Raw genomic sequence first — 21,722 nt, forward strand, 5'->3', positions numbered from 1 at the left:
TACCGGTGATGTGCGACGCCGCAATTGCCGGACTGGCGATCAAGCCTGCGGGGATCTACCTCGATGGGACATTTGGTCGCGGTGGGCATGCCCGCGCATTGCTCAACCAGCTGGGACCCGATGGTCGCCTGCTGGTGATGGACAAAGACCCGGAGGCGATCGCCGTCGCTGAGGCTTTGGCGGCGCTTGACCCTCGGGTCGAGATTCACCATCGCAGCTTTGCCGACATGGCCCTGCTGCCGACGGTGGCCGCCGGGCTCGACGGCGTGCTGCTCGACCTCGGCGTGTCATCGCCGCAGCTCGATCAGCCGATTCGCGGGTTCAGCTTCATGGCAGACGGCCCGTTGGACATGCGCATGGATCCGAGTCGGGGCCAAAGCGTGGCGGATTGGCTGGCGGTGATTGGTGAGGCGGAGTTGGCGGATGTGTTGTGGCGGTATGGCGAGGAACGGATGAGCCGCCGGATCGCCAAAGCCGTGGTGACCACGCGATCGGAGCATCCGATCACGACCACCCTGGCCTTGGCGGACTTGGTGAAGCGCGTGGTGGGGCGTGGAGAACCGGGCAAACACCCGGCGACCCGCACCTTTCAGGCGCTCAGGATGGCGGTCAATCGGGAATTGCCTGACCTTGAGGCTGGACTGGAAGCAGCTGCGACGGTGTTGAAAGCCGGTGGCCGACTATCGGTGATCAGCTTCCACTCGCTGGAGGATCGGATCGTCAAGCGCTTTATGCGCGGTGATGCCGAGAGTCCGCCGGTGCGGCGCAATCTGCCGCCACCGGTCGCGGTTGCCAAGCGGTTCCGCCTGATTGGCGGTGCCGAAACGGCAACGGCGGCCGAACTGGCCGACAACCCGCGGGCGCGCAGCGCCGTGCTTCGTGTAGCGGAGCGCGTGCGATGAGCTGGCGGTGGTTGCTGGTGTTGTTGACCCTGATTCTGACCATCGCGAGTGCCATCGCGGTGGTCAAAAGCCGGCAGGAGAGCCGGCGCCTGTTCATCGAGCTCAATCAGCTCGAGCGGGAGCGGGACGAACTCAATACCGAGTTCGGCCGTCTGCAACTGGAACAGGCCACGCTGACCGACAGCTCCCGTTTGGAGCAGTTCGCCAGCAGTCAAATGGGAATGATTTACCCGGGTCCAGCCGAGACGGTGGTGATCCGGCGGTAGCGAAAGTGGTTCGACGTATCGAATCAGCAGAGCTGTCGACATAAGGCAAGCAGGCGAAGCCTCAAAAGAGGGCAAGGCCAAAGAACGGCGCGGGAAAGGGATTGTCCCAACTCGCACCAGTGCACTAACAACGACGAAGAGAGACAGGCCGTGAGGGGGAAGAACTCAGGCCAGAACCCAAGCCCGACCAAGGCTCTGGGGCGACATCGCGTACCTGCGAGAGCAGGGCGCCCGCTTTGCGCTGGACCAAACGGTCCCGGCGCTTTTTGCGTTGTTGTCGGGCAGGGGGCGCGCCATGCGTAATCTTCGGGCTGAACCGATTCGTGACCAGCTCCGCCTGACCGCACTCGGCGTGTTCCTTGCGCTCTGCGGCGTTGGCTTGTTTGCGCGCGCAGCCTATATGCAGGTGGCAACCCGCGATTTCTACCAGGACCAGGGCGATGCCCGTTTCCTGCGCGAGGTGCCGATCGCCGCCACGCGTGGAGACATTGTCGATCGCAATGGCGAGCCATTGGCGATTTCGACGCCGATGGTGTCGCTCTGGGTGCATCCGAAGAGCCTCGCGGCGGCGCCTGAGCGAATCCCTGAATTGGCGGCCTTGCTGAAGCTCGACACCAAGGACTTGACCCAGCAGATCACCGAGCGCGCTGACCGCGAGTTCATGTATCTCCGTCGACGGATGCCGCCGGATGTGGCCGACGCGGTGCTCGAAAAGGGCATTCCGGGCGTCAATGGCATGCGTGAGTTCCGCCGTTTCTATCCGAGCGGTGAAGTGTTCGCGCACGTCGTGGGCACCACGAATGTCGACGATCGCGGCCAGGAAGGCCTGGAGCGGCTGTATGACACGTGGCTGCTGGGCGTGCCGGGCAGCAAGCGCGTGATCCGCGACCGCCTTGGGCGCGTCGTCGAATCCATCGAGGAGCTTCGCGCGGCCAAGCCAGGCAGCACCCTGCAACTGTCTCTGGATCGTCGAATTCAATATCTCGCGCACCGCGAACTGAAGGCAGCGATCTTCGAGCATTCGGCAAGCAGCGGCTCCATGGTCATTCTGGATGTGCCGACTGGCGAAGTGTTGGCCATGGCGAACTATCCGTCATTCAATCCGAATGCCGTCGAGCCCGATCAGGCCGTGCGCCGGAACCGTGCCGTGACCGACCTGTTCGAGCCCGGCTCGGTGGTCAAGGCATTTACCGTGTCAGCGGGGTTGGAGAGCGGCAAGTTCAAAGTCGATACACTGATCGATACGCACCCTGGCACCCTGATGGTTGCCAACCATTTGGTTCGGGATGTCCGCGACTTTGGCATCATCGATCCAACCCGGCTGTTGACCAAGTCGAGTAACGTGGCAGCGACCAAGATCGCGCTGGAACTCGACAACGCGCACCTCGTCGACATGTTTGCGCGCTTTGGCTTCGGTCAGGCAACGGGCAGCCAGTTCCCAGGCGAAGTTTCCGGCTATCTGCCGGCTGCAGAAGGGCTTGGGCTCGTCGAGAAGGCCACCTTGTCATATGGCTACGGCCTGTCGGTGAACGCGTTGCAATTGGCGCAGTCCTACGCCGCACTCGCGAACCAGGGGCGGTTCCGCCCGGCCACGTTCATTCATCGCGGTAACGAACAAGTTGCTGAGCGCGCGATTTTGGATCCGGAGATCGCGAGTCAGGTGCTCGGGATGCTTGAAACCGTAACCGGCCCTGGTGGCTCGGGGATCAAGGCCGTGGTGCCGAACTACCGTGTGGCCGGCAAGACCGGCACCGCGAAGCGCGCCGTGCGTGGCGGCTACGAGAAATCGTATGTCTCGGTTTTTGCCGGCATCGTCCCGGTATCGCATCCGCGTCTCGCCGCAGTGGTCGTGATCAACGATCCGCGCGGTCAGGCTTATTACGGTGGCCAAGTGGCCGCACCGGTATTCGGCCGGGTCATGGACGATGCGCTCAGACTCCTGAATGTGCCGCCAGACAACCTGGATGCGCAGCAGATGGCGCGCAATAGCCATCCGCCCGGCGTCAGCGAAGAAGCCCTCGCAGTGAATACCGATTTTGCCGAAGGAGTAGCGCCATGAGCGAACGCCTTCATCACCTGTGGCCGGAGCTTCGTGACCTGTGCGTCGATTTTGAAGTGCAGGGTTTTGCGATCGACAGCCGCGCCGTCCAGCCTGGGTTTGTCTTCATGGCGCTGCAGGGCCAACAAGCGCACGGGCTGCAGTTTGCGGCGCAGGCTTTGCAGCGTGGCGCGCGGCTCGTGATCGCGGAGCCGGGTCCGCATCCGCTGCCCGCGGCAGACGACGTGGCAGTTACGATGCTCGTGCGGGCCGAACTTCGCGAAGAGCTTGGCCGTGCATTGGCGCGTTGGCACGCTGCAACGGTTCAGGCTCCCGTGCTGACGGGTGTGACCGGCACGAACGGCAAGACGTCGACGGTGCAACTGATGGCAGCGGCGCTGGAACGATTTGGCCAGCGCAGCGGCACAATTGGCACGCTGGGCACAGGGTTGGTCGGACAGCTTGAAGCGGGTGAGCGCACCACGCCAGACGTCATCGCCACGCACGCAGCCATTGCGCACATGGCCAAAGCCGGTGCGCAACAGGTGGTCATGGAAGTCTCGTCACACGCGTTGGAGCAAGGGCGCGTGGCCGGGCTCGAATTTGCGTTCGCAGCGTTCTCGAATCTCACGCGCGACCATCTCGACTATCACGGCAGCATGGAAGCCTATGGCGCCGCCAAAGCGCGCCTGTTCCATTGGTCGAGTCTGCGAGCAGCGGTGATCAATATCGATGACGCGTTCGGCCGCCAATTGCTCGATCAAGTGCCCGAGCGTGTGCGGACAATCGCGGTGAGCAGTCAGGACGCTGCCGATCTCGAAGCGCAAAAGATCATTGTCGATGGACAGGGCTTGCGCTTCGAACTGGTTGCCGGTGGCGAACACGCGTTGGTACAGACGCGGCTGCTTGGGCGCTTCAATGTCGACAACCTGCTGTTGGTGGCGGGCCTCCTTTGGGCGCAAGGCATCGCGCTCACCGATATCGCCGATGCGTTTGCTGATTTGGAGCCGGTCGCTGGCCGGATGAACCGCGTTGACGTGCGGCCAGAACAACCCCTGGTAGTCGTCGACTACGCCCACACGCCAGATGGTCTCGACAAGGCCCTGACCACACTCCGCGCGCACTGCGAGGGCAGACTGTTCGTGGTGTTTGGTTGCGGTGGCGATCGCGATCCGGGCAAGCGCTCGCAAATGGGCGCGCTCGCCGCCATGCTGGCGGATCATGTGATTGTGAGCGATGACAATCCGCGCACCGAAAATGGCGACCAGATCGTCGCCATGATTGTCGCGGGGTGTCAGGCGGCAAAGGCACTCGAAGTCGAGCGGGATCGCCGCCTGGCCATTCGCCGTGCGATCGCACTCGCCAAGCCGGGCGATGTGGTGTTGATCGCCGGCAAAGGCCACGAGCCCTATCAGGAAATCGCCGGCCGCAAATTGCCCTTCGATGACCGCGCCGAGGCCGAACTTGCACTCAAGGAGGCCGCATGATTCAGGCCATGTTGTCTGATCTCGCACGCGCCCTGGACCGCCGATTGTCCGGACCCGACGCCGAATTGACCGGATTGTCGACCGACACGCGCACGCTGAAGCCAGGCAATCTGTTTGTCGCCTTGCGCGGCGAGAGCTTCGACGGGCATCGCTTCCTGGCGCAAGCGAAGGCCGCGGGCGCGGTTGGTGCGGTGGTCGCGCATATCGAACCGAGCGTCGATCTGCCGCAGATTGAAGTCGGCAACACCTTGCATGCGCTGGGCGACATCGCCCGTCGCTGGCGTCTCTGTCTGCCGGCGCGCGTCGTGGCAATCACCGGCAGCAACGGCAAGACCACCGTGAAGACGATGACTGCCGCCATCTTGAGTGAGGCAGGCAAAACCGCAGCGACCGAAGGCAGTCTGAACAACGAAATCGGTTTGCCGCAGACCATCTGCAAACTGTCTGAGGACGACCGCTTTGCGGTGCTCGAAATGGGCGCAGGCCAACCGGGCGATATCGAGTATCTCGCTGCGATCGGGCGCCCGGACGTGTCTTTGGTGAACAACATCGCGCCGGCACATCTGGAACGGCTCGGCAGCCTGGAAGGGATTGCGACGACGAAGGGCGCGATCTACGAGTTCATGCAGGATGAGGGTATCGCGGTGCTCAATCTCGATGAGCCCTTTGCTGACTATTTCCGGACCCGGATCGGCGCGCGCCGCACCCTGACGTTTGCGCTGCAACAGCCTGCGGACGTGCAAGTGCAGGTGCTCGATGCCGCGACCAACCGGATTGCTTTGCAGACGCCGATGGGGCGCATCGAGCTGACGCTCCAATTTGAAGGCCGGCACAACGCGCTGAATGCGGCGGCGGCGGCTACATTGGCGATGGCGGCTGGTGCGAACCTCAAGCATGTCGAGTCCGGACTCAGCAAGGCCAAGCCCGTGGCTGGTCGCTTGAATCGCCAACGGCACGCGAGCGGCGCCATCTTGCTGGATGATTCCTACAACGCGAATCCGGCCTCGATCAAAGCCGGCATCGACGCACTGTGCCTGCTGCCCGGTGAGCATTGGCTGGCGCTCGGCGACGTCAAGGAACTCGGGCCGAGTGGCCCAGCATTGCACGCCGAAGTCGGACGTTACGCCAAAGCCGCTGGCGTGCAACGGCTGTATGCCGTTGGCGACCTGTCACGGCAGACCACCGAAGGTTACGGCGATGGCGCTCTGCATTTCGACACCCAGGCTGCGTTGCTCGCAGCACTCGCCCCTGCGTTGCACGCAGGCGTCAATCTCTTGATCAAAGGTTCGCATTCGTCGGCCATGGATCGAATCACACGCGCCCTGATGGGCGAGGAGCCAAGCGTCCATGCTGCTTGAATTGTCTCTCTGGCTGAAACCCTACATCAGCGGCTTCAACCTGTTCTCGTACGTGACCCTGCGCGCGATTCTCGCCGCGCTGACGGCGCTGCTCGTTTCGCTCGCCGTGGGGCCTTGGATGATCCGCAAGCTGGCCAGCTACAAAGTGGGGCAGTCGATTCGTGATGACGGCCCGAAGACGCACTTCTCGAAAGCCGGCACGCCGACGATGGGTGGCTCCCTGATCATAGCCGCGGTGACCGCAGCGACCCTGTTGTGGGCCGATCTGCGGAACCACTATGTATGGATTCTGCTGTTCGTGCTGATCTCGTTCGGGGCGATTGGCTTTATTGATGACTACAAGAAGTTGATTCTGAAGAACAGCAAAGGTCTTTCGGCCAAAGCGAAATACGCGGCGCAGAGTGTCTTTGGCGCTATCGCCGCCTATTGGCTCTTTGTATCGGCCGATGTGCCGCAGGCCACCACGTTGTACCTGCCGTTTCTGAAAGATTTCGCGTGGCCGATGGGGATCTTCTTTGTTGTCGTCACCTATTTTTGGATCGTCGGCTTTTCCAACGCCGTAAACCTCACGGATGGTCTGGACGGGCTCGCCATCATGCCGACGGTGCTGGTGTCTTCGGCCCTGGGCGTGTTTGCCTACGTTGCCGGACACATCGTGTTTTCGAAGTACCTTGGCGTGCCCAATATTCCAGGCAGCGCCGAAGTCGTGATCTTCTGCGCCGCCTTGGGAGGCGCCGGGCTCGGGTTCCTGTGGTTCAACAGCTACCCGGCCATGGTGTTCATGGGCGATGTTGGCGCGCTTGCCATCGGCGCAGCCCTGGGCGCCGTCGCGGTCATTGTGCGACAAGAGGCAGTGCTCGTCCTGATGGGCGGGATCTTCGTGGTCGAAACGCTATCGGTCATGCTGCAAGTCGCGAGCTTCAAGCTCACCGGCAAGCGCATCTTCCGGATGGCGCCGCTGCACCATCATTTCGAGCTGAAAGGCTGGCCGGAGCCGCGTGTCATCGTGCGGTTCTGGATCATCAGCGTGGTCCTTGTGCTACTGGGTCTCGCGACTCTGAAGGTGCGCTGATGCTGAATCTCCGCGACCACCTGCAAGCGCTGCGCGCCGATCAGATCCAGGGCAAACTCGACCTGGGCCTGATTCTGCCTGCGTGCGCGCTGCTGGCGCTCGGTGTCGTGATGGTGGCGTCGAGCTCCATTGCGGTGGCCGAGGGCGATGGTCTGTCGCCGTTCTATTACTTGTACCGGCACCTGGTGTTCCTGGCGCTGGGCCTTGGGCTCGCGGGATTTCTCGTCATTGTGCCGTTGGAGAAAATCGAACAGCACCATCTCTGGTTGTTGCTCGGCGTATTCGTTCTCCTCGCACTGCCATTCGTCCCCGGGCTTGGGGTGCGAATCAATGGCGCGCGGCGTTGGATCAATCTCGGCGTGTCCAACTTCCAGGTTGTGGAAATGGTCAAGCTGATGCTGATCGCCTACCTGGCGAGTTACATGGTCAGACTGCGTCCACAGTTGCGGAGCACGTTTGGCGGCATTCTGAAACCACTCGGTATCGCGGGCTTAATGATGATCGCGCTGCTCGCTCAGCCGGACTTTGGCAGCGCGTCGCTGATTCTGGCCATTACGCTTGGCATGATCTGGCTCGGTGGCGCGAAACCGCAGTATCTGGCCGCGATGGGCGCGACGCTGCTGCCGGTCATGGTCTGGGCAGCGACCTCGGCCGAATATCGAATGCGTCGTCTGACCAGCTTTTTGAATCCCTGGAAGGACCCGTTCGATGACGGCTTTCAGCTGACCCAGGCGCTGATTGCGGTGGGGCGCGGCGAGTGGTTTGGTGTGGGACTGGGCGCCAGTATTCAGAAGCTGTTCTATCTGCCCGAGGCGCATACCGACTTCATTTTTGCGGTCATTGCCGAAGAACTCGGTCTTGCCGGCGTCGCGCTGGTGTTGGCGCTGTTCGCCTGGATGTCGGCACGGATGTTCGTGCTCGGCATGCGCGGGCTCCGGGTGGGCGCCGACTTCGCGGCGTACTGTCTGTTCGGCATCGCCATTTGGCTGTCGGTACAAGCCATGGTGTCGATTGGCGTGAATCTGGGCGTACTGCCGACAAAGGGTCTCACGTTGCCCTTGATCAGCTCGGGCGGCTCCAGCATGTTGATGACGATTGCTGCATTGGGCCTGGCGCTTCGCGCTGGTTTCGAGATCACGCGTGCCGAACGCCTGGCCGAGATCCGCCCGGAGGTGATCGCATGAGTGCGCGACCTGTGGTGATCATGGCCGGTGGCACGGGTGGCCACATTTTCCCCGGCATCGCAGTGGCGCGAGCGCTGAGCGTGCGCGGCGTACCGGTGCGCTGGATCGGTTCGGCCGGTGGCCTCGAAACGCGGCTCGTGCCCGAAGCGGGGATCGCTATCGACACGCTTGCGATTGGCGGCATCCGCGGCAAAGGTCTGAAGGCGCTGCTAGCCGCGCCCTGGCGCTTGATGCAAGCGGTGCTTGCCGCCCGGCGCATATTGAAAGCCGCGAAGGCGGCAGCGGTGATTTCGTTCGGGGGCTTTGCGGCCGGGCCTGGCGGCCTTGCTGCACGCTGGCTCGGTATCCCGGTTTTCGTGCATGAGCAAAATTCAATCGCTGGCTTGACGAACAAAGTGCTCGCGCGTTTGGCGCGCAACGTGTTCACCGGGTTCAGCGCCGTGCGTGGTCTCCATGGCGTGTGGACTGGCAACCCGGTCCGCGCCGACATTGCGGCGCTGCCGGCGCCTGAGCAACGCCCGCGGCCCCCCGGACTGCGGCTCCTGGTGCTTGGCGGCAGCCAGGGCGCACGCGCGTTGAATCAAGTCCTGCCGGAAACGATCCGGAGCTTGCAGATTCCCAACCTGGACGTGCGCCACCAGTGCGGCGCACGCATGTTGGATGCGGCCCGTGCGGCCTATGGCAACGCCGGCGTGCGGGCAAGCGTCGAGCCGTTCATTGCGGATATGGCCGAGGCATATGCCTGGGCGGATCTCGTGGTGTGTCGCGCCGGCGCGCTGACGCTCGCCGAACTTTGTGCTGCGGGCGTGGGTGCCGTGCTGATTCCGTATCCGCATGCGGTGGACGATCACCAGACTGCCAACGCCCGTGCCCTGCTCGATGCGGGCGCTGCCGTGCTGTTGCCCGAAAAAGACTTGAATCCGTCGACGCTATTTGGCGTGCTGCAGCCGTTGCTGGCGGACCCGGCGCGCCGCCTGGCGATGGCCCGCGCGGCCCGCAGCCTCGCCAAACCCGACGCCGATCAGGTTGTTGCTGACATGATTTTGAAGGAGGCCGCATGACCCTGCGCCGATTTGCTGAACAGGCCGACATCATGCGTACCTATCGCCGTGTCCACTTTATCGGTGTCGGTGGCACCGGCATGTGTGGCATTGCCGAAGTACTGCATACCCTGGGCTATGACGTTTCCGGCTCGGATTTTGGCGACACGGCGACCACGCGCCGATTGTCCGAGCTCGGTGTGCGCGTGTGCCGCGGGCATCACGAAGACCATCTGGGCGACGCCGACGTCGTCGTGACGTCCACTGCCATCAAGGCCGATAACCCCGAGCTGATGGCCGCGCGCATGCGTCGCGTGCCGGTCGTGCCACGCGCCGAAATGCTCGGTGAACTGATGCGCTTCCGGAATGGCATCGCCATCGCCGGGACGCATGGGAAGACCACCACGACGAGCCTGGTCGCGAGCGTACTCGCCGAAGGTGGGCTTGATCCGACCTTCGTCATCGGCGGCCTGCTGAACAGCGCGGGCACGAATGCGCGGCTCGGTCAGGGCAAGTATCTGGTCGCCGAAGCCGACGAATCGGACGGCAGCTTTCTGCTATTGAATCCCATGCTGGCGGTGATCACCAACATCGACGCCGACCATCTGGAAAACTACGGCGGCGACTTCGATCGCCTGCGCAAGGCGTTTTCAGACTTCCTGCATCGGCTGCCGTTCTATGGGTTGGCCGTGCTGTGCATCGACGACCCGGAAGTCCGAGCCCTCGCGCTCGCAACGCCGCGCAACGTCATGACGTACGGTGAGTCTGGTGATGCCGATGTGCGCGCCGCCAATATTCGCCAACAGGCGGCCGAAATGGAATTCGATCTCTGGCTGCCCAAGGCCGACGAGCCCTTTCCGGTGCGTTTGAATCTGCCCGGTCGCCACAACGTCCAGAATGCCCTGGCCGCCGCTGCTATCGGCTGGCAGCTGGGCGTCGCCCCACAGCATATCGCCCGAGCGCTGGCGCGCTTTGGCGGCGTCGGCCGGCGCTTCCATCGCCACGGTGACGTGATGTTCAGTCAAGGCAAGGTGCTTTGGGTGGACGACTACGGGCATCACCCGCGCGAACTCGCAGCGATCATCAAGGCCGCTCGCGGGGGTTGGCCCGATCGGCGCCTGGTGATGTGCTTCCAGCCGCATCGCTTTACCCGCACGCGCGACTTGCTCGATGACTTCGCCGACGTGCTGTCGACGGTTGATGTGCTCGTACTGACCGAAGTGTATGCCGCGGGTGAGTCGCCAATCGCCGGCGCTGACGGCAAGTCCCTGGCCCGCGCCGTGCGGGCTCGGGGTCGGGTCGATCCGGTGCTGGTGCGAAGCGTGGACGAACTACCGGAAACCTTGGACCCGTTGTTCCGTGATGGCGACCTCGCGTTGCTGGCCGGAGCCGGAAATATCGGCGCGCTTGCCGCGCGCATTGGCGCCGCCGGGCGCTTGATTGGAGTCGAAGCATGAACACAAAGGATCCCAGCAAATTCGGGCGCGTCGCCGTTGTCCTTGGCGGCGACTCCGCCGAGCGCGAGGTCTCGCTGAAAAGCGGTGCCGGCGTCCTTGCGGCGCTGAAGTCGCGCGGCGTTGACGCGCATGGCATCGACGGCATTCCCGCACTGCTCGACGCACTCCGCGCTGGGCACTTCGCGCGCGTGTTCAATATTCTGCACGGCCGTGGTGGCGAGGACGGCGTGTTGCAGGGCGCGCTGGATGCGCTCGGCGTGCCGTACACCGGCTCGGGCGTGCTTGGGTCCGCATTGACGATGGACAAGTGCCGTACCAAGCAGATCTGGCAAACGCTCGGGCTGCCGACGGCCGACTATCTGATTCTGCGCGAGCACGACGTCGCGGATGTCGATCACGTCTTGCAGAAACTGAGCCTGCCGCTCATCGTCAAACCGTCGCGCGAAGGCTCGACCGTCGGGATCCAGCGCGCGTTCACCCGCGAGGAGCTCGCATCGGCCATCGCGCATGCCCGCACCCATGATCGCGAAGTGCTGATCGAGCGCTACATCGTCGGCGACGAATACACCGTGTCCATTCTTGCCGGTCAGGCACTGCCCGTGATCCGCATCGTGCCGGCCACGGGTTTCTACGACTACGAGGCGAAGTACCTGCGCAACGATACCCAGTACATCTGTCCGGGGATCGAAGGCGATGCCGCGCACGATATGCAGGCCGAGGCGCTGTTGGCATTCGACGCTGTGGGCGCGTCCGGCTGGGGGCGCGTTGATGTGATGCGCGATCGCGATGGTCGCAACTATCTCATCGAAGTGAATACCACGCCCGGCATGACCGAAAAGAGTCTGGTCCCAAAGGCTGCGGCCCAGGCTGGCATCGACTATCCGGAACTGTGCTGGCGCATTCTGGAAACCTCGTTCAAGGAGCGCGGCTGATGCAGATTCGCCAAGCCCTGGTCTGGATCGGTTGGATGCTGCTCGGCGCCGCACTGGTATTGCCGGTGCTCGCCTGGCAGGGCAACTGGTTCAATGCCAGCCATTGGCCGATCCGTAGTCTTCGGGTCGAGAGCGAAGGACGATCGGTGTCGGTCGCCGAAATTCGCGCGCGCGTGGCGGCCGTCACGCAAACGGGGTTCTTTGGCGTCAACCTTGCCGACGTTCGCGCCGCAGTCATGCAAAACCCCTGGGTGGAGCGCGTGGAAGTGCGCCGGCAGTTCCCGGACCGCCTCGTGTTGCGTGTCGACGAACGCCAGCCGATTGCCAGCTTTGGTCAGGCTGAGCTCTTGTCGAGCCGCGGTGATTTGTTTGCGGTACCGAAAGATTATTGGCCGGAGAACCTGCCCAAACTGGATGGCCCGGCGTCCGAACGTGTGCGGGTCTACAACTTCTGGCGCGAGGCCGAGCAACGGTTTCAGCGCTACGGGTTGTCCGTGGTGGTGGCGCGCATGAGTGGTCGTGGTGCGTACGAACTTGAATTGAACAATGGTTGCTTGCTGCTGTTTGCGCGCCAGCCGCGCCTGGACGTGCTGGACCGCTTCCTGCCCGCGCTTGATGTGCTGAGCGTGTCCGAACGGGACCGTCTGGCGAAGGTCGATCTGCGTTACGCCAACGGTTACGTCGTGGTCTGGCGGCCGCCACCAAAACCCGAGACCGAACCAACGGTTACACCCGCCGAACCGGCCGCACCGGTAGTGCCCCCAGACGCTCCGAAGGAACCCGCATGAACCAGCCCTTGAAGAAATCCGACAAGACGCTGCTCGTTGGGCTCGACATTGGCACCGCCAAAGTGTCGGCGATCGTGGGCGAATGCCTGCCTGGTCAGGCGGTCGAGATCATCGGTCTGGGTTCGCACAGCTCGAAGGGGCTGAAGCGCGGCGTGGTCGTGGATATCGAAAGCACCGTGCAGTCAATTCAACGCGCGATCGAGGAGGCCGAGGTGATGGCCGGTTGCGAGATCCGCTCGGTGTTCGCGTCGATCTCCGGCAGCCACATCCGCAGCCTCAATTCACAGGGCGTCGTGGCGATCCGCGACACCCGCGATCGGGAAGTCGATGAGCAGGACATCGAGCGCGTGCTCGATGCGGCGCGCGCGGTCGCGATTCCGGCCGATCAGCGGATTCTGACGGTGCTCCCGCAGGAATACGTGCTCGACGAGCAAGAGGACATTCGCCACCCCGTTGGGATGATTGGTACCCGCCTCGAAGCGCGCGTGCATGTCATTACGGGTGCGCAGTCGGCTGCCCAGAACATTTCGAAGTGCGTGACGCGCTGCGCGCTGCACGTGGACGACTTGATTCCGTCTCAACTGGCCTCCGCCGAGGCGGTGTTGACGCAGGATGAACGCGACTTAGGTGTCTGCCTGATCGATATCGGTGCGGGCACGACCGACATTGCGGTCTTTACCCAGGGTTCGATGCGCCATACGGCGTCGCTCGGCATTGCGGGCGATCAAGTGACCAATGACATCGCGTTTGCATTCCGGACTCCAACGCCCTATGCCGAGGAGATCAAGGTCAAGTACGCGTGCGCGCTCGCCCAACTCGCCCGACCGGAGGAAACCATCGAAGTGACCAGCGTGGGCGACCGACCGTCGCGACGCCTGGCGCGGCAGATGCTCGCCGATGTCGTGCAGAAGCGCTACGAGGAAATTTTCGAGATGGTGCAGGCCGAGCTCCGCCGCTCCGGTCACGAAGAGATGATCGCCGCCGGGGTCGTATTGACTGGCGGCGGCGCCCGGATGGAGGGCGTGGTCGAACTCGCCGAAGAGATGTTTCACATGCCTGTGCGCATTGGTGTGCCGCACGGCGTACGTGGGCTTGCTGATGTGGTCAGCAACCCGATTCATGCGACCGGCGTTGGTTTGCTGGTTGCTGGCGCCAAGCGACTCGGTGCACGGGCGCCGACGCACCCGGCCAGTGAGGCCGTGGGCACCCTATGGGCGCGCGTGCGCAAGTTTTTTGCAGGAGAGTTTTGATGGATAGCGAGCGTTTCCTGCCGCTCTGCAAGGTTGGGTTCGATGGTCAGATCGAGCCCGGCCAGTACCAGGGACGGCAAGCCAGAAGAAGGCCAAGTGCCGACAACCGAAGTGGCCGACGAGCCACCCATAACACCAAGCAGCAACGTTTCAATTTCGAAGGAGAAAGGGGCAATGTTTGAATTTATCGAAGCACCCGCACCCAATGCGGTCATCAAGGTCATCGGTATCGGTGGCGGTGGCGGCAATGCGGTGATTCACATGGTCAATGCCGGCGTCGAGGGCGTTGATTTCATTTGTGCCAACACCGACGCCCAGGCCCTGCGCAACTGCCCGGCCAAGATTACCCTGCAATTGGGTGGCAATGTCACCAAGGGCCTTGGCGCTGGCGCGAACCCGGAAGTCGGCAAGCAGGCGGCCATGGAAGATCGCGAACGCATCCGCGAGATCCTGACCGGCGCCGACATGGTCTTCATCACTGCCGGTATGGGTGGCGGCACCGGCACGGGCGCCGCCCCGGTCGTGGCCCAACTCGCCAAGGAGATGGGCATTCTGACCGTCGCCGTGGTGACCAAGCCGTTCCCGTTTGAAGGTCGTCGCCGGTTGCAGATGGCGCTACAGGGCATCGATGCGCTCAGCCAGCATGTCGACAGCCTGATCACGATCCCGAACGAGAAACTGCTGTCGGTGCTCGGCCGTGAGATCTCGCTCTTGAATGCGTTCCGCGCGGCCAATGATGTGCTGCTCGGCGCCGTGCAGGGCATCGCCGACCTGATCACCCGTCCGGGCCTGATCAACGTCGACTTTGCCGACGTGCGCACCGTGATGAGCGAAATGGGCATGGCGATGATGGGCACGGGTACGGCCCGCGGCGATGACCGCGCGGTGGCTGCCGCCGAAGCGGCCATCAACAATCCGCTGCTCGACGACATCAATCTGTCCGGCGCTTGCGGCATCCTGGTCAACGTCACGGCTGGCATGAACCTCAGCATGCGCGAGTTCGACGAAGTCGGCCGCACGATTGCCGAGTTCGCCAGCGAGGACGCAACCGTGGTGCTCGGCACCGTGCTTGATCCGGAGCTGCAGGACGATATTCGCGTCACGGTCGTGGCGACTGGCCTGAATCGGCAGGCCCAGGTGGCCCGTCCGGTCATCCGGGAGCCGCAGCCGGTGCAGCGGCCTGTCAAGCTGGTCCGGAACGGCACGACTGGTGAAATCGAATCGCCGCTGCCAACGCCCGCCGCACAGCCGCAGATTCGGGCCAACTTCACCCCCCGAGGGGCGTCGTCGGCAGCGGCTCCGGCCGGTTCGGTTGCCGAATCGCCAGCAGCGGCCCCGGCCAGCCGCACGAACGAGGATTACCTGGATATCCCAGCGTTCCTCAGACGTCAGGCCGACTGATCGGTTTTTCCCGGTTTTGGCGTTACCCAATCGATGGTGACGAGAAAACCGGGCCGAACCGACACCCTGCGGGTTGGTTTAGACCCGCAAACCCAGCGTTGACGCCCTCAGGCGACGCTGGATCGACACTTGTCGCGCCGGCTTTGCCCTGGCTGGCGCGACTTTTTGTTGTAAAAAACCAACAGCCCTGTGGCTTTTTCGTGGCGGCCGGGTTTCCCAGCTATGACATCCTCGCTACAGTGCGGGCCGGCTATTGTGGTCCTCATTCCTGAGGAATGTCCAAAAATGATCAAACAACGCACGCTCAAAAATGTGATCCGCGCCACCGGCGTTGGCATCCATACCGGGCAAAAGGTGTATCTGACTTTGCGTCCGGCAGCCCCGGACAGCGGCATCATTTTTCGCCGCGTCGACTTGGCAGAACCTGTTGAAATTCATGCAAATGCCGAGACGGTTGGCGACACGAGCATGTCGACCACCCTGACAAACGGCGAGGTTCGCGTCTCGACCGTTGAGCATCTCCTGTCGGCAATGGCCGGGCTCGGAATCGACAACGCTTATGTCGATGTGAGCGCCTCGGAAGTGCCGATCATGGACGGCAGCGCTGGTCCGTTCGTGTTCTTGCTGCAGTCAGCAGGCATCGAAGAACAGAACGTGGCCAAGCGGTTCATCCGCATCAAGAAGTCGGTCATTGTGCGCGATGGCGACAAATGGGCCCGCTTCGATCCGTTCGATGGCTTCAAGGTTGGCTTCACGATCGACTTTGATCATCCCATCTTTACGCGTAAGACCTCGTCTGCCGAAATTGACTTCTCGACGACCAGCTTCGTCAAGGAAGTCAGTCGCGCCCGGACCTTTGGCTTCATGCGCGACATCGAAATGCTGCGCGAGCGTAATTTGGTGCTCGGCGGCTCGATGGACAACGCGATTGTGCTGGACGACTACCGCGTACTGAACGAAGACGGCCTTCGTTACGAAGACGAGTTCGTCAAACACAAGATTTTGGACGCGATCGGCGATCTGTACCTGCTTGGGCACAGCCTGATTGGCGCGTTCTACGGCTTCAAGTCCGGGCATCAGCTGAACAACATGCTGCTGCGCGCCCTGATTGCCGACAGCAAGGCCTGGGAGGAGATCACCTTCATGGATCCCGAGGACGCGCCGATTTCGTACGCGCACCCGGCCCAGGCCATCTGATCCACCGATTAGGTTTTGCAGAGCCCGCACAGACGGGCAGGGCCGCAGTGTCGGCCACGAAGCAAGGAAGACGAATCAGTAGTAGGCAGCAGGATCGCTGCACGATGTTCGAGAGAACGTCAACGCTTTTGGGACAGGCTGGCAAAGGCCGCTGCCATTTCGGCATCGCCCAGCGCCAGGGCCGCCAGTCGAAGATGTTCGACTGCGGTATCTGAGGGTGGAGTGCTCGTACTGCTGATCGCCAGATCGGCAGTCGGTGGTGTCACCTTCACGATCAACGTCTTCAAAGGCGGCGTCAGGAATCGATTCGCAGCCTCCAGGATGCGTTTCTGTTCCAGACGGGCTCGCCGAGCGAGCGCTGGATGGCTAGTGGTGACCACCAAAGTGTCCTGACGGACATTGGCAATCACCAGTCCTTTGGCAAGATCGGCGGGCAGCTGCAAGCGAACGCGGTGATCCAGGTTGGCGAGCCATTCGGCCCGACCCAACAGATCGACCAGCGGAGGGGCTTCGGTCGTGGCCTGATCGGCACGGCGGAAGCGAGAGTCGGTGGTTTTCGAACGCATCGGCATGGCTTTAACGAGACTGACGACAGCATGAATATCATCATTGTCGCCAATCCGGCGGTCGGGACACGAGTGATTCAGCTCGGTGAGCCCAAGCATCGCCGAATCGCCATCGCAAGCCTTCTGGCTGCGGTGCTGGTGGTCGCGGGTTTAGGTGCCTGGTTTGGCGCCGGCGTACTTGGGCCCAAGCGGGCTCAGGAGCGGCTGGCGCAAACGCGCGCCGAGCTGGGTGAGCAGCAGGCTGAAGTCGAGCGCCTGAGCAAACTGGTCAACCGCGATATGAATGCCTTGGCCATGCGCCTTGGTCGCTTGCAGGCCGAATCGACGCGCCTCAATGCACTCGGCGAGCGCCTCGCCGAAATTGGCAAGCTGAACGACGGCGAATTCGACTTTGGCTCCGAGCCAGACGTCGGTGGTCCGCTCGCGCCTGCCCTGGTGTCGATGCCCCCGGCCGAATTCGGTGCCGAGATTCAGCGCCTCGAACGTCAGATGTCGACCCAGTCCAAGCAGCTCAGCCTGCTCGAAGGGCTGTTGATCGACTCGTCACTGGACGCGAGCCTGATGCCAAACGCGCTGCCCGTGCGCTCCGGTTACATCTCTTCGAACTATGGCTATCGCACCGATCCGTTCACCGGTGGCCGCGATTTCCACCCGGGTATCGACTTTGACGGCAATATGGGCGACACCATCCTGGCCGTGGCCGGCGGCGTCGTCAGTTTTGCCGGCAACAAGACGGGTTACGGCAAGACGGTCGAGATCGACCACGGCAATGGTCTCGTGACGCGCTACGGCCACTGCTCGCGGCTCGACGTGCAGGTCGGCGACCCGGTTCGCACCGGAACGCAGATCGCCGCGATGGGCTCGACCGGTCGCTCGACCGGTACCCATCTCCACTTCGAGGTGTGGAAAGAGGGCAAACTGGTCAATCCTCGTGACTATCTCAAGGCGCAACAGCACTGAGATTCACTGATCCTTGATAAACTCGCGAGCGACCCCATGTCGCTCCAGCGCCTGAGGCCGCGGCCCCCCAAAAAGGGCTTTGCGGCCTCAACGCATCTTGCGGCCCAAGAATTTCTTATTACGGCAGACCCATGTTCCAGAAACTCCTGACCTCCATCTTCGGCAGTCGCAACGACCGCATCCTTTCTCAGCTTGAGAAGTCCGTCAGCAAGATCAATGCGCTCGAAGCTGGGCTGCAAGGGCTCAGTGACGAGGCCTTGAAAGCCAAGACTGAGGAATACAAGACCCGCTACCAAAACGGTGAAACCCTGGATCAACTGCTGCCGGAAGCCTTTGCTACCGTGCGCGAAGCCGGGCGGCGCGTGCTGGGCATGCGCCACTACGACAAGCAGATGATCGGCGGCATGGTGTTGCACATGGGCAAGATCGCCGAAATGCGAACGGGCGAAGGCAAGACCTTGGTCGCCACGTTGCCGGTTTACCTGAATGCGCTGGCTGGTGAAGGCGTGCATGTGGTCACCGTCAATGACTACCTAGCGAAGCGAGACGCAGCCTGGATGGGCCGCCTGTACAACTTCCTCGGGCTGACGGTGGGCGTGGTCGTGCCGAACATGCGTCCGGATGACAAGCGCGATGCGTATCGCGCCGACATTACGTATGGCACCAACAATGAGTACGGCTTTGACTACCTGCGCGACAATATGGCGCTGTCCAAAGACGACCGGTTCCAGCGCAAGCCGTTTTACGCGATCGTCGACGAAATAGACTCGATCCTGATTGACGAAGCGCGTACGCCGTTGATCATCTCGGGCCCGGCCGACGAGTCGCCGCAGCTCTATGTTCGCATCAACAAAATCATTCCCAAGCTGAATCGCCAAGCCACCGAAGAGGGCGAGGGCGACTTCTTCGTCGACGAGAAGCAAAAGCAGGTGCACCTGTCCGAACAGGGCATGGAACGCGCCGAGCAGTTGCTGCGTGCAGATGGGATTCTTGGTGGCGAAGAAGGTCTCTACGACCCGAAACATCTTGCCGTGGTTCACCACTTGAACGCAGGTCTGCGCGCGCACAACCTGTACCAGCGCGATGTCGACTACATCGTTCGTGATGGCGAGGTCATCATCGTCGACGAATTCACCGGACGCACGCTCGCCGGACGCCGCTGGTCAGACGGTTTGCATCAGGCGGTCGAAGCGAAGGAAGGCGTACCGGTGCAGCGCGAGAACCACACGCTCGCATCGATCACATTCCAGAACTACTTCCGTCTATACAAGAAGCTGTCGGGCATGACCGGTACGGCCGACACCGAAGCCTACGAATTCCAGAACATCTATAACCTGGAAGTCGTGGTGATTCCGACGCACCGTCCGATGATCCGAAAAGACCTGCCCGATCTGGTGTTCCTGAAAACCAAGGCGAAGTGGAAGGCGATCGAAGAGGCCGTTCGCGATTGCTACGCGCGAAAGCAGCCGGTTCTGGTTGGCACCACATCGATCGAGAACTCGGAAATGCTCTCGCGCATGCTCACCGAGGGCAAGATTCCGCACGAAGTGTTGAATGCCAAGCAGCACGAACGCGAAGCCCATATCGTCGCGCAGGCCGGTCGCCCAGGCGCCGTAACGATTGCGACCAACATGGCCGGTCGCGGTACCGACATTGTGCTCGGCGGCAATCCGGAAGCCGATCTGGCGGCGCTCCCGCCGGAAGCCACGGATGCCGACCGCGCGCGCGTCAAGGCAGAATGGAAGCAGCGCCAGGATGAAGTGCTCGCCGCCGGTGGTCTGCAGATCATCGGTACCGAACGTCATGAGTCCCGCCGCATCGACAATCAGCTGCGTGGCCGTTCGGGTCGCCAAGGTGACCCGGGTGGCAGCCGTTTCTACCTGTCGCTCGAAGACAATCTGATGCGCATCTTTGCGCCGGATTGGGTGTCGAAGTGGATGCAGATCTTTGGCATGAAGGAAGACGACGTGCTCGAAGATCGTCTGGTGTCGCGCCAGATCGAAAAAGCGCAGCGCAAAGTCGAAGCGCACAACTTCGACATGCGCAAGCACTTGCTCGAATACGACGACGTGGCGAACGACCAGCGCAAGGTGATCTACCAACAGCGCAACGAATTGCTGGAACCGGAAGATATTCAAGACACCGTCAAGACGATTCGCCAGGACGTCGTCGAAACCATCTGCCGCCGCTTCGTTCCGGAGGAAAGTCTGGTCGAACAGTGGGATCTGGACGGCCTCGAAAAGGCGATTGCCAACGAAATCGGCATCAATGTGTCGACCAAGACGCATCTCGATAACGCCGAAGAGCTGTCGGATGGTGACTTGCTTGGCAGGATTCACGACGACGTCGATCGCTACTTCCGCGAAAAGGAAGTGACGATGGGCTCAGAAACGATGCGCCAAATCGAGAAGCACTTCTTGTTGCGCGTGCTCGACACGCAGTGGCGCGATCATCTGGCCAACATGGATTATCTGCGCCAGGGCATCCATCTGCGCGGCTATGCGCAGAAGCAGCCGAAGCAGGAATACAAGCGTGAAGCGTTCGAACTGTTCGGCCAGATGCTGGAGCGGGTGAAGGTTGAGACCACCTCGATTCTGGCGCGCGTGCGGTTGAGCGAAGAAAGCGATGTGGAACGTCTGGAGCGTGAGCAGGCGGCGCAGCGCGCGCGCATGCCGATGGACTTCCAGCATCCCGACATGGGCGGTTACAGCGCCGATGAGGAAGCGGAGCAGGTGCTAGCCGCCGAAGCCGCCAATCTCCCGCGTGTTGGCCGCAACGATCCGTGCCCTTGCGGGTCGGGCAAGAAGTTCAAACAGTGCCACGGTCGGCTGGTCTGAGCGAACGCGCATTGATGATGAGTCAGCCGGCGCCACTGCTTGTGGTGGCCGGTGTACTTGCAGATTCAACCGGTCGCGTGCTGATCGCCAAGCGGCCGGCGCACAAGCATCACGGCGGCTGCTGGGAATTCCCCGGCGGCAAATTGGAATCGGGCGAGTCGGTTGGTGACGGCCTCGCCCGCGAATTGCGCGAAGAACTCGGTATCGCGGTCACGACTTCGGCACGCATTGGCTTGGTCGTCGAGCCCAGGCCGCAGCACGAGTTGCATCTGATTGTGCAGCGTGTGCTCGCTTGGAGTGGGTCGCCACAGGCACTCGAGCACAGTGACATCGCATGGTGCCAGCCGAACGAACTTCAGCGCTTCCACCTCGCGCCAGCAGACCGCCGCATTGCGCAGTGGTTGTGCGCACCCGCCCAATTGGCCGTCACGCCCGGCCCAGAGTCGCTGTCCGATTCGGAGTGGCCGGCGCGCATCGATCTGGCGCTGCGACGCGGTGCCGAGCGCGTGCATTTCCGTGGGGGTGCCCATAGTTGGGCGCAGCATCCCGATGGGCTCGCGCGCCTGATCGCGCAAGTTCATGCTGCAGGCCTGACCGTGGCCTTGCACGACTTGCCGGAACTCGCGGTGTCGCTCTATGTCGACGCCCTGCATCTCTCGGAACGGTGCGCGCGCCAGTTCGAATCGAGAGCTGATATTGGCTGGCCCGGCCTACTCGGCATATCGGTTCACGCTGATACCGATAGCGATTGGATTCGGCGCGTGCAGCCGGATTATCTGCTGCTCGGCCAGGTTCATGGCACACCCTCGCATCCCGATCGGCAGGGCATGGGTTGGGCGCGGTTTGCTGAGCTTGCGGCCGCCTATTGCGCGCCCGTTTATGCGATTGGGGGCGTTGGGCCGGCCGATCTGCAGAGTGCCAAGACGCACGGTGCGCTCGGGGTTGCTTCCATCTCGGCGTATTTCCCAACTTAGGACCGCAAGGTTC

17 protein-coding genes and 1 pseudogene are annotated in these 21,722 nt (G+C 62.4%); 17 read left to right on the top strand and 1 reads right to left on the bottom strand.

Annotation, left to right across the window (positions count from 1 at the left end; all coding sequences use genetic code 11):
• Positions 1–8: 8 nt before the first annotated feature.
• The 14 genes and pseudogenes from rsmH (at position 9) to lpxC (ending at position 16,372) form a co-directional block, all read left to right on the top strand.
• Complete coding sequence (gene rsmH / locus C7S18_RS01275; protein WP_106889839.1) at positions 9–902, top strand: 16S rRNA (cytosine(1402)-N(4))-methyltransferase RsmH; 894 nt, start codon at positions 9–11, stop codon at positions 900–902.
• Entirely contained in the window at positions 899–1,168 is a 270-nt protein-coding gene (gene ftsL, locus C7S18_RS01280; protein ID WP_106889840.1) for a cell division protein FtsL, read from the top strand. Before rsmH ends, ftsL begins: the two co-directional genes overlap by 4 nt.
• Before the next feature lie 295 nt (positions 1,169–1,463).
• On the top strand, positions 1,464–3,227 hold the full coding sequence (locus C7S18_RS01285) for a peptidoglycan D,D-transpeptidase FtsI family protein (protein WP_106889841.1): 1,764 nt from the start codon (positions 1,464–1,466) through the stop codon (positions 3,225–3,227).
• Positions 3,224–4,693, top strand: a complete 1,470-nt coding sequence (locus C7S18_RS01290; RefSeq protein WP_106889842.1) for a UDP-N-acetylmuramoyl-L-alanyl-D-glutamate--2,6-diaminopimelate ligase — start codon at positions 3,224–3,226, stop codon at positions 4,691–4,693. Before C7S18_RS01285 ends, C7S18_RS01290 begins: the two co-directional genes overlap by 4 nt.
• Positions 4,690–6,051, top strand: a complete 1,362-nt coding sequence (locus C7S18_RS01295; protein ID WP_106889843.1) for a UDP-N-acetylmuramoyl-tripeptide--D-alanyl-D-alanine ligase — start codon at positions 4,690–4,692, stop codon at positions 6,049–6,051. The genes C7S18_RS01290 and C7S18_RS01295 overlap by 4 nt, the downstream gene beginning before the upstream one ends.
• Positions 6,041–7,123, top strand: a complete 1,083-nt coding sequence (mraY, locus tag C7S18_RS01300) for a phospho-N-acetylmuramoyl-pentapeptide-transferase (protein ID WP_106889844.1) — start codon at positions 6,041–6,043, stop codon at positions 7,121–7,123. The genes C7S18_RS01295 and mraY overlap by 11 nt, the downstream gene beginning before the upstream one ends.
• Positions 7,123–8,307: a putative lipid II flippase FtsW gene (gene ftsW, locus C7S18_RS01305; RefSeq protein ID WP_106889845.1), complete on the top strand. Its 1,185-nt coding sequence runs from the start codon at positions 7,123–7,125 to the stop codon at positions 8,305–8,307. The genes mraY and ftsW overlap by 1 nt, the downstream gene beginning before the upstream one ends.
• Positions 8,304–9,362 (top strand): annotated as a pseudogene (gene murG, locus C7S18_RS01310) (undecaprenyldiphospho-muramoylpentapeptide beta-N-acetylglucosaminyltransferase); the annotation flags it as partial. The gene ftsW and the pseudogene murG, both read left to right, overlap by 4 nt.
• Positions 9,363–9,364: 2 nt before the next feature.
• The gene (murC, locus tag C7S18_RS01315) at positions 9,365–10,804 is read left to right on the top strand and encodes a UDP-N-acetylmuramate--L-alanine ligase (RefSeq protein WP_106889847.1); all 1,440 of its coding nucleotides are present in this window, start codon (positions 9,365–9,367) and stop codon (positions 10,802–10,804) included.
• Positions 10,801–11,736, top strand: a complete 936-nt coding sequence (locus tag C7S18_RS01320; RefSeq protein ID WP_106889848.1) for a D-alanine--D-alanine ligase — start codon at positions 10,801–10,803, stop codon at positions 11,734–11,736. Before murC ends, C7S18_RS01320 begins: the two co-directional genes overlap by 4 nt.
• Positions 11,736–12,524, top strand: coding sequence for a cell division protein FtsQ/DivIB (locus C7S18_RS01325; RefSeq protein ID WP_106889849.1), 789 nt, complete (start codon positions 11,736–11,738; stop codon positions 12,522–12,524). Before C7S18_RS01320 ends, C7S18_RS01325 begins: the two co-directional genes overlap by 1 nt.
• Entirely contained in the window at positions 12,521–13,774 is a 1,254-nt protein-coding gene (gene ftsA / locus C7S18_RS01330) for a cell division protein FtsA (protein ID WP_106889850.1), read from the top strand. The genes C7S18_RS01325 and ftsA overlap by 4 nt, the downstream gene beginning before the upstream one ends.
• Before the next feature lie 174 nt (positions 13,775–13,948).
• A complete protein-coding gene (gene ftsZ, locus C7S18_RS01335) occupies positions 13,949–15,175 on the top strand; it encodes a cell division protein FtsZ (protein ID WP_106889851.1) in 1,227 nt (408 codons plus the stop codon).
• A 285-nt stretch (positions 15,176–15,460) separates the two neighbouring features.
• Positions 15,461–16,372, top strand: coding sequence for a UDP-3-O-acyl-N-acetylglucosamine deacetylase (gene lpxC, locus C7S18_RS01340; RefSeq protein WP_106889852.1), 912 nt, complete (start codon positions 15,461–15,463; stop codon positions 16,370–16,372).
• Positions 16,373–16,491: 119 nt separating this feature from the next.
• Here the strand turns inward: lpxC and C7S18_RS01345 are convergent, their stop codons facing one another.
• Positions 16,492–16,938 carry a DciA family protein gene (locus tag C7S18_RS01345; protein WP_170113045.1) on the bottom strand — a complete coding sequence of 149 codons (447 nt, stop codon included), beginning with the start codon at positions 16,936–16,938 and terminating at the stop codon, positions 16,492–16,494.
• 30 nt (positions 16,939–16,968) lie between these two features.
• On the opposite strand from C7S18_RS01345, the gene C7S18_RS01350 reads away from it, so the two are divergent.
• From C7S18_RS01350 to C7S18_RS01360, 3 genes are all read left to right on the top strand, one after another.
• Entirely contained in the window at positions 16,969–17,898 is a 930-nt protein-coding gene (locus C7S18_RS01350) for a peptidoglycan DD-metalloendopeptidase family protein (protein ID WP_106893872.1), read from the top strand.
• A 131-nt stretch (positions 17,899–18,029) separates the two neighbouring features.
• On the top strand, positions 18,030–20,735 hold the full coding sequence (secA, locus tag C7S18_RS01355) for a preprotein translocase subunit SecA (RefSeq protein WP_106889853.1): 2,706 nt from the start codon (positions 18,030–18,032) through the stop codon (positions 20,733–20,735).
• Positions 20,714–21,709, top strand: coding sequence for a Nudix family hydrolase (locus C7S18_RS01360; protein WP_106889854.1), 996 nt, complete (start codon positions 20,714–20,716; stop codon positions 21,707–21,709). The genes secA and C7S18_RS01360 overlap by 22 nt, the downstream gene beginning before the upstream one ends.
• Positions 21,710–21,722 lie beyond the last annotated feature (13 nt).

It is taken from the genome of Ahniella affigens, from assembly GCF_003015185.1.
GTDB classification, from domain to species: domain Bacteria; phylum Pseudomonadota; class Gammaproteobacteria; order Xanthomonadales; family Ahniellaceae; genus Ahniella; species Ahniella affigens.

Coding starts and splice junctions, on each gene's coding strand:
- rsmH (WP_106889839.1), top strand. CDS start 9: ATGTGCGACGCCGCAATTGCCGGACTGGCGATCAAGCCTGCGGGGATC.
- ftsL (WP_106889840.1), top strand. CDS start 899: ATGAGCTGGCGGTGGTTGCTGGTGTTGTTGACCCTGATTCTGACCATC.
- C7S18_RS01285 (WP_106889841.1), top strand. CDS start 1,464: ATGCGTAATCTTCGGGCTGAACCGATTCGTGACCAGCTCCGCCTGACC.
- C7S18_RS01290 (WP_106889842.1), top strand. CDS start 3,224: ATGAGCGAACGCCTTCATCACCTGTGGCCGGAGCTTCGTGACCTGTGC.
- C7S18_RS01295 (WP_106889843.1), top strand. CDS start 4,690: ATGATTCAGGCCATGTTGTCTGATCTCGCACGCGCCCTGGACCGCCGA.
- mraY (WP_106889844.1), top strand. CDS start 6,041: ATGCTGCTTGAATTGTCTCTCTGGCTGAAACCCTACATCAGCGGCTTC.
- ftsW (WP_106889845.1), top strand. CDS start 7,123: ATGCTGAATCTCCGCGACCACCTGCAAGCGCTGCGCGCCGATCAGATC.
- murC (WP_106889847.1), top strand. CDS start 9,365: ATGACCCTGCGCCGATTTGCTGAACAGGCCGACATCATGCGTACCTAT.
- C7S18_RS01320 (WP_106889848.1), top strand. CDS start 10,801: ATGAACACAAAGGATCCCAGCAAATTCGGGCGCGTCGCCGTTGTCCTT.
- C7S18_RS01325 (WP_106889849.1), top strand. CDS start 11,736: ATGCAGATTCGCCAAGCCCTGGTCTGGATCGGTTGGATGCTGCTCGGC.
- ftsA (WP_106889850.1), top strand. CDS start 12,521: ATGAACCAGCCCTTGAAGAAATCCGACAAGACGCTGCTCGTTGGGCTC.
- ftsZ (WP_106889851.1), top strand. CDS start 13,949: ATGTTTGAATTTATCGAAGCACCCGCACCCAATGCGGTCATCAAGGTC.
- lpxC (WP_106889852.1), top strand. CDS start 15,461: ATGATCAAACAACGCACGCTCAAAAATGTGATCCGCGCCACCGGCGTT.
- C7S18_RS01345 (WP_170113045.1), bottom strand. CDS start 16,938: ATGCGTTCGAAAACCACCGACTCTCGCTTCCGCCGTGCCGATCAGGCC.
- C7S18_RS01350 (WP_106893872.1), top strand. CDS start 16,969: ATGAATATCATCATTGTCGCCAATCCGGCGGTCGGGACACGAGTGATT.
- secA (WP_106889853.1), top strand. CDS start 18,030: ATGTTCCAGAAACTCCTGACCTCCATCTTCGGCAGTCGCAACGACCGC.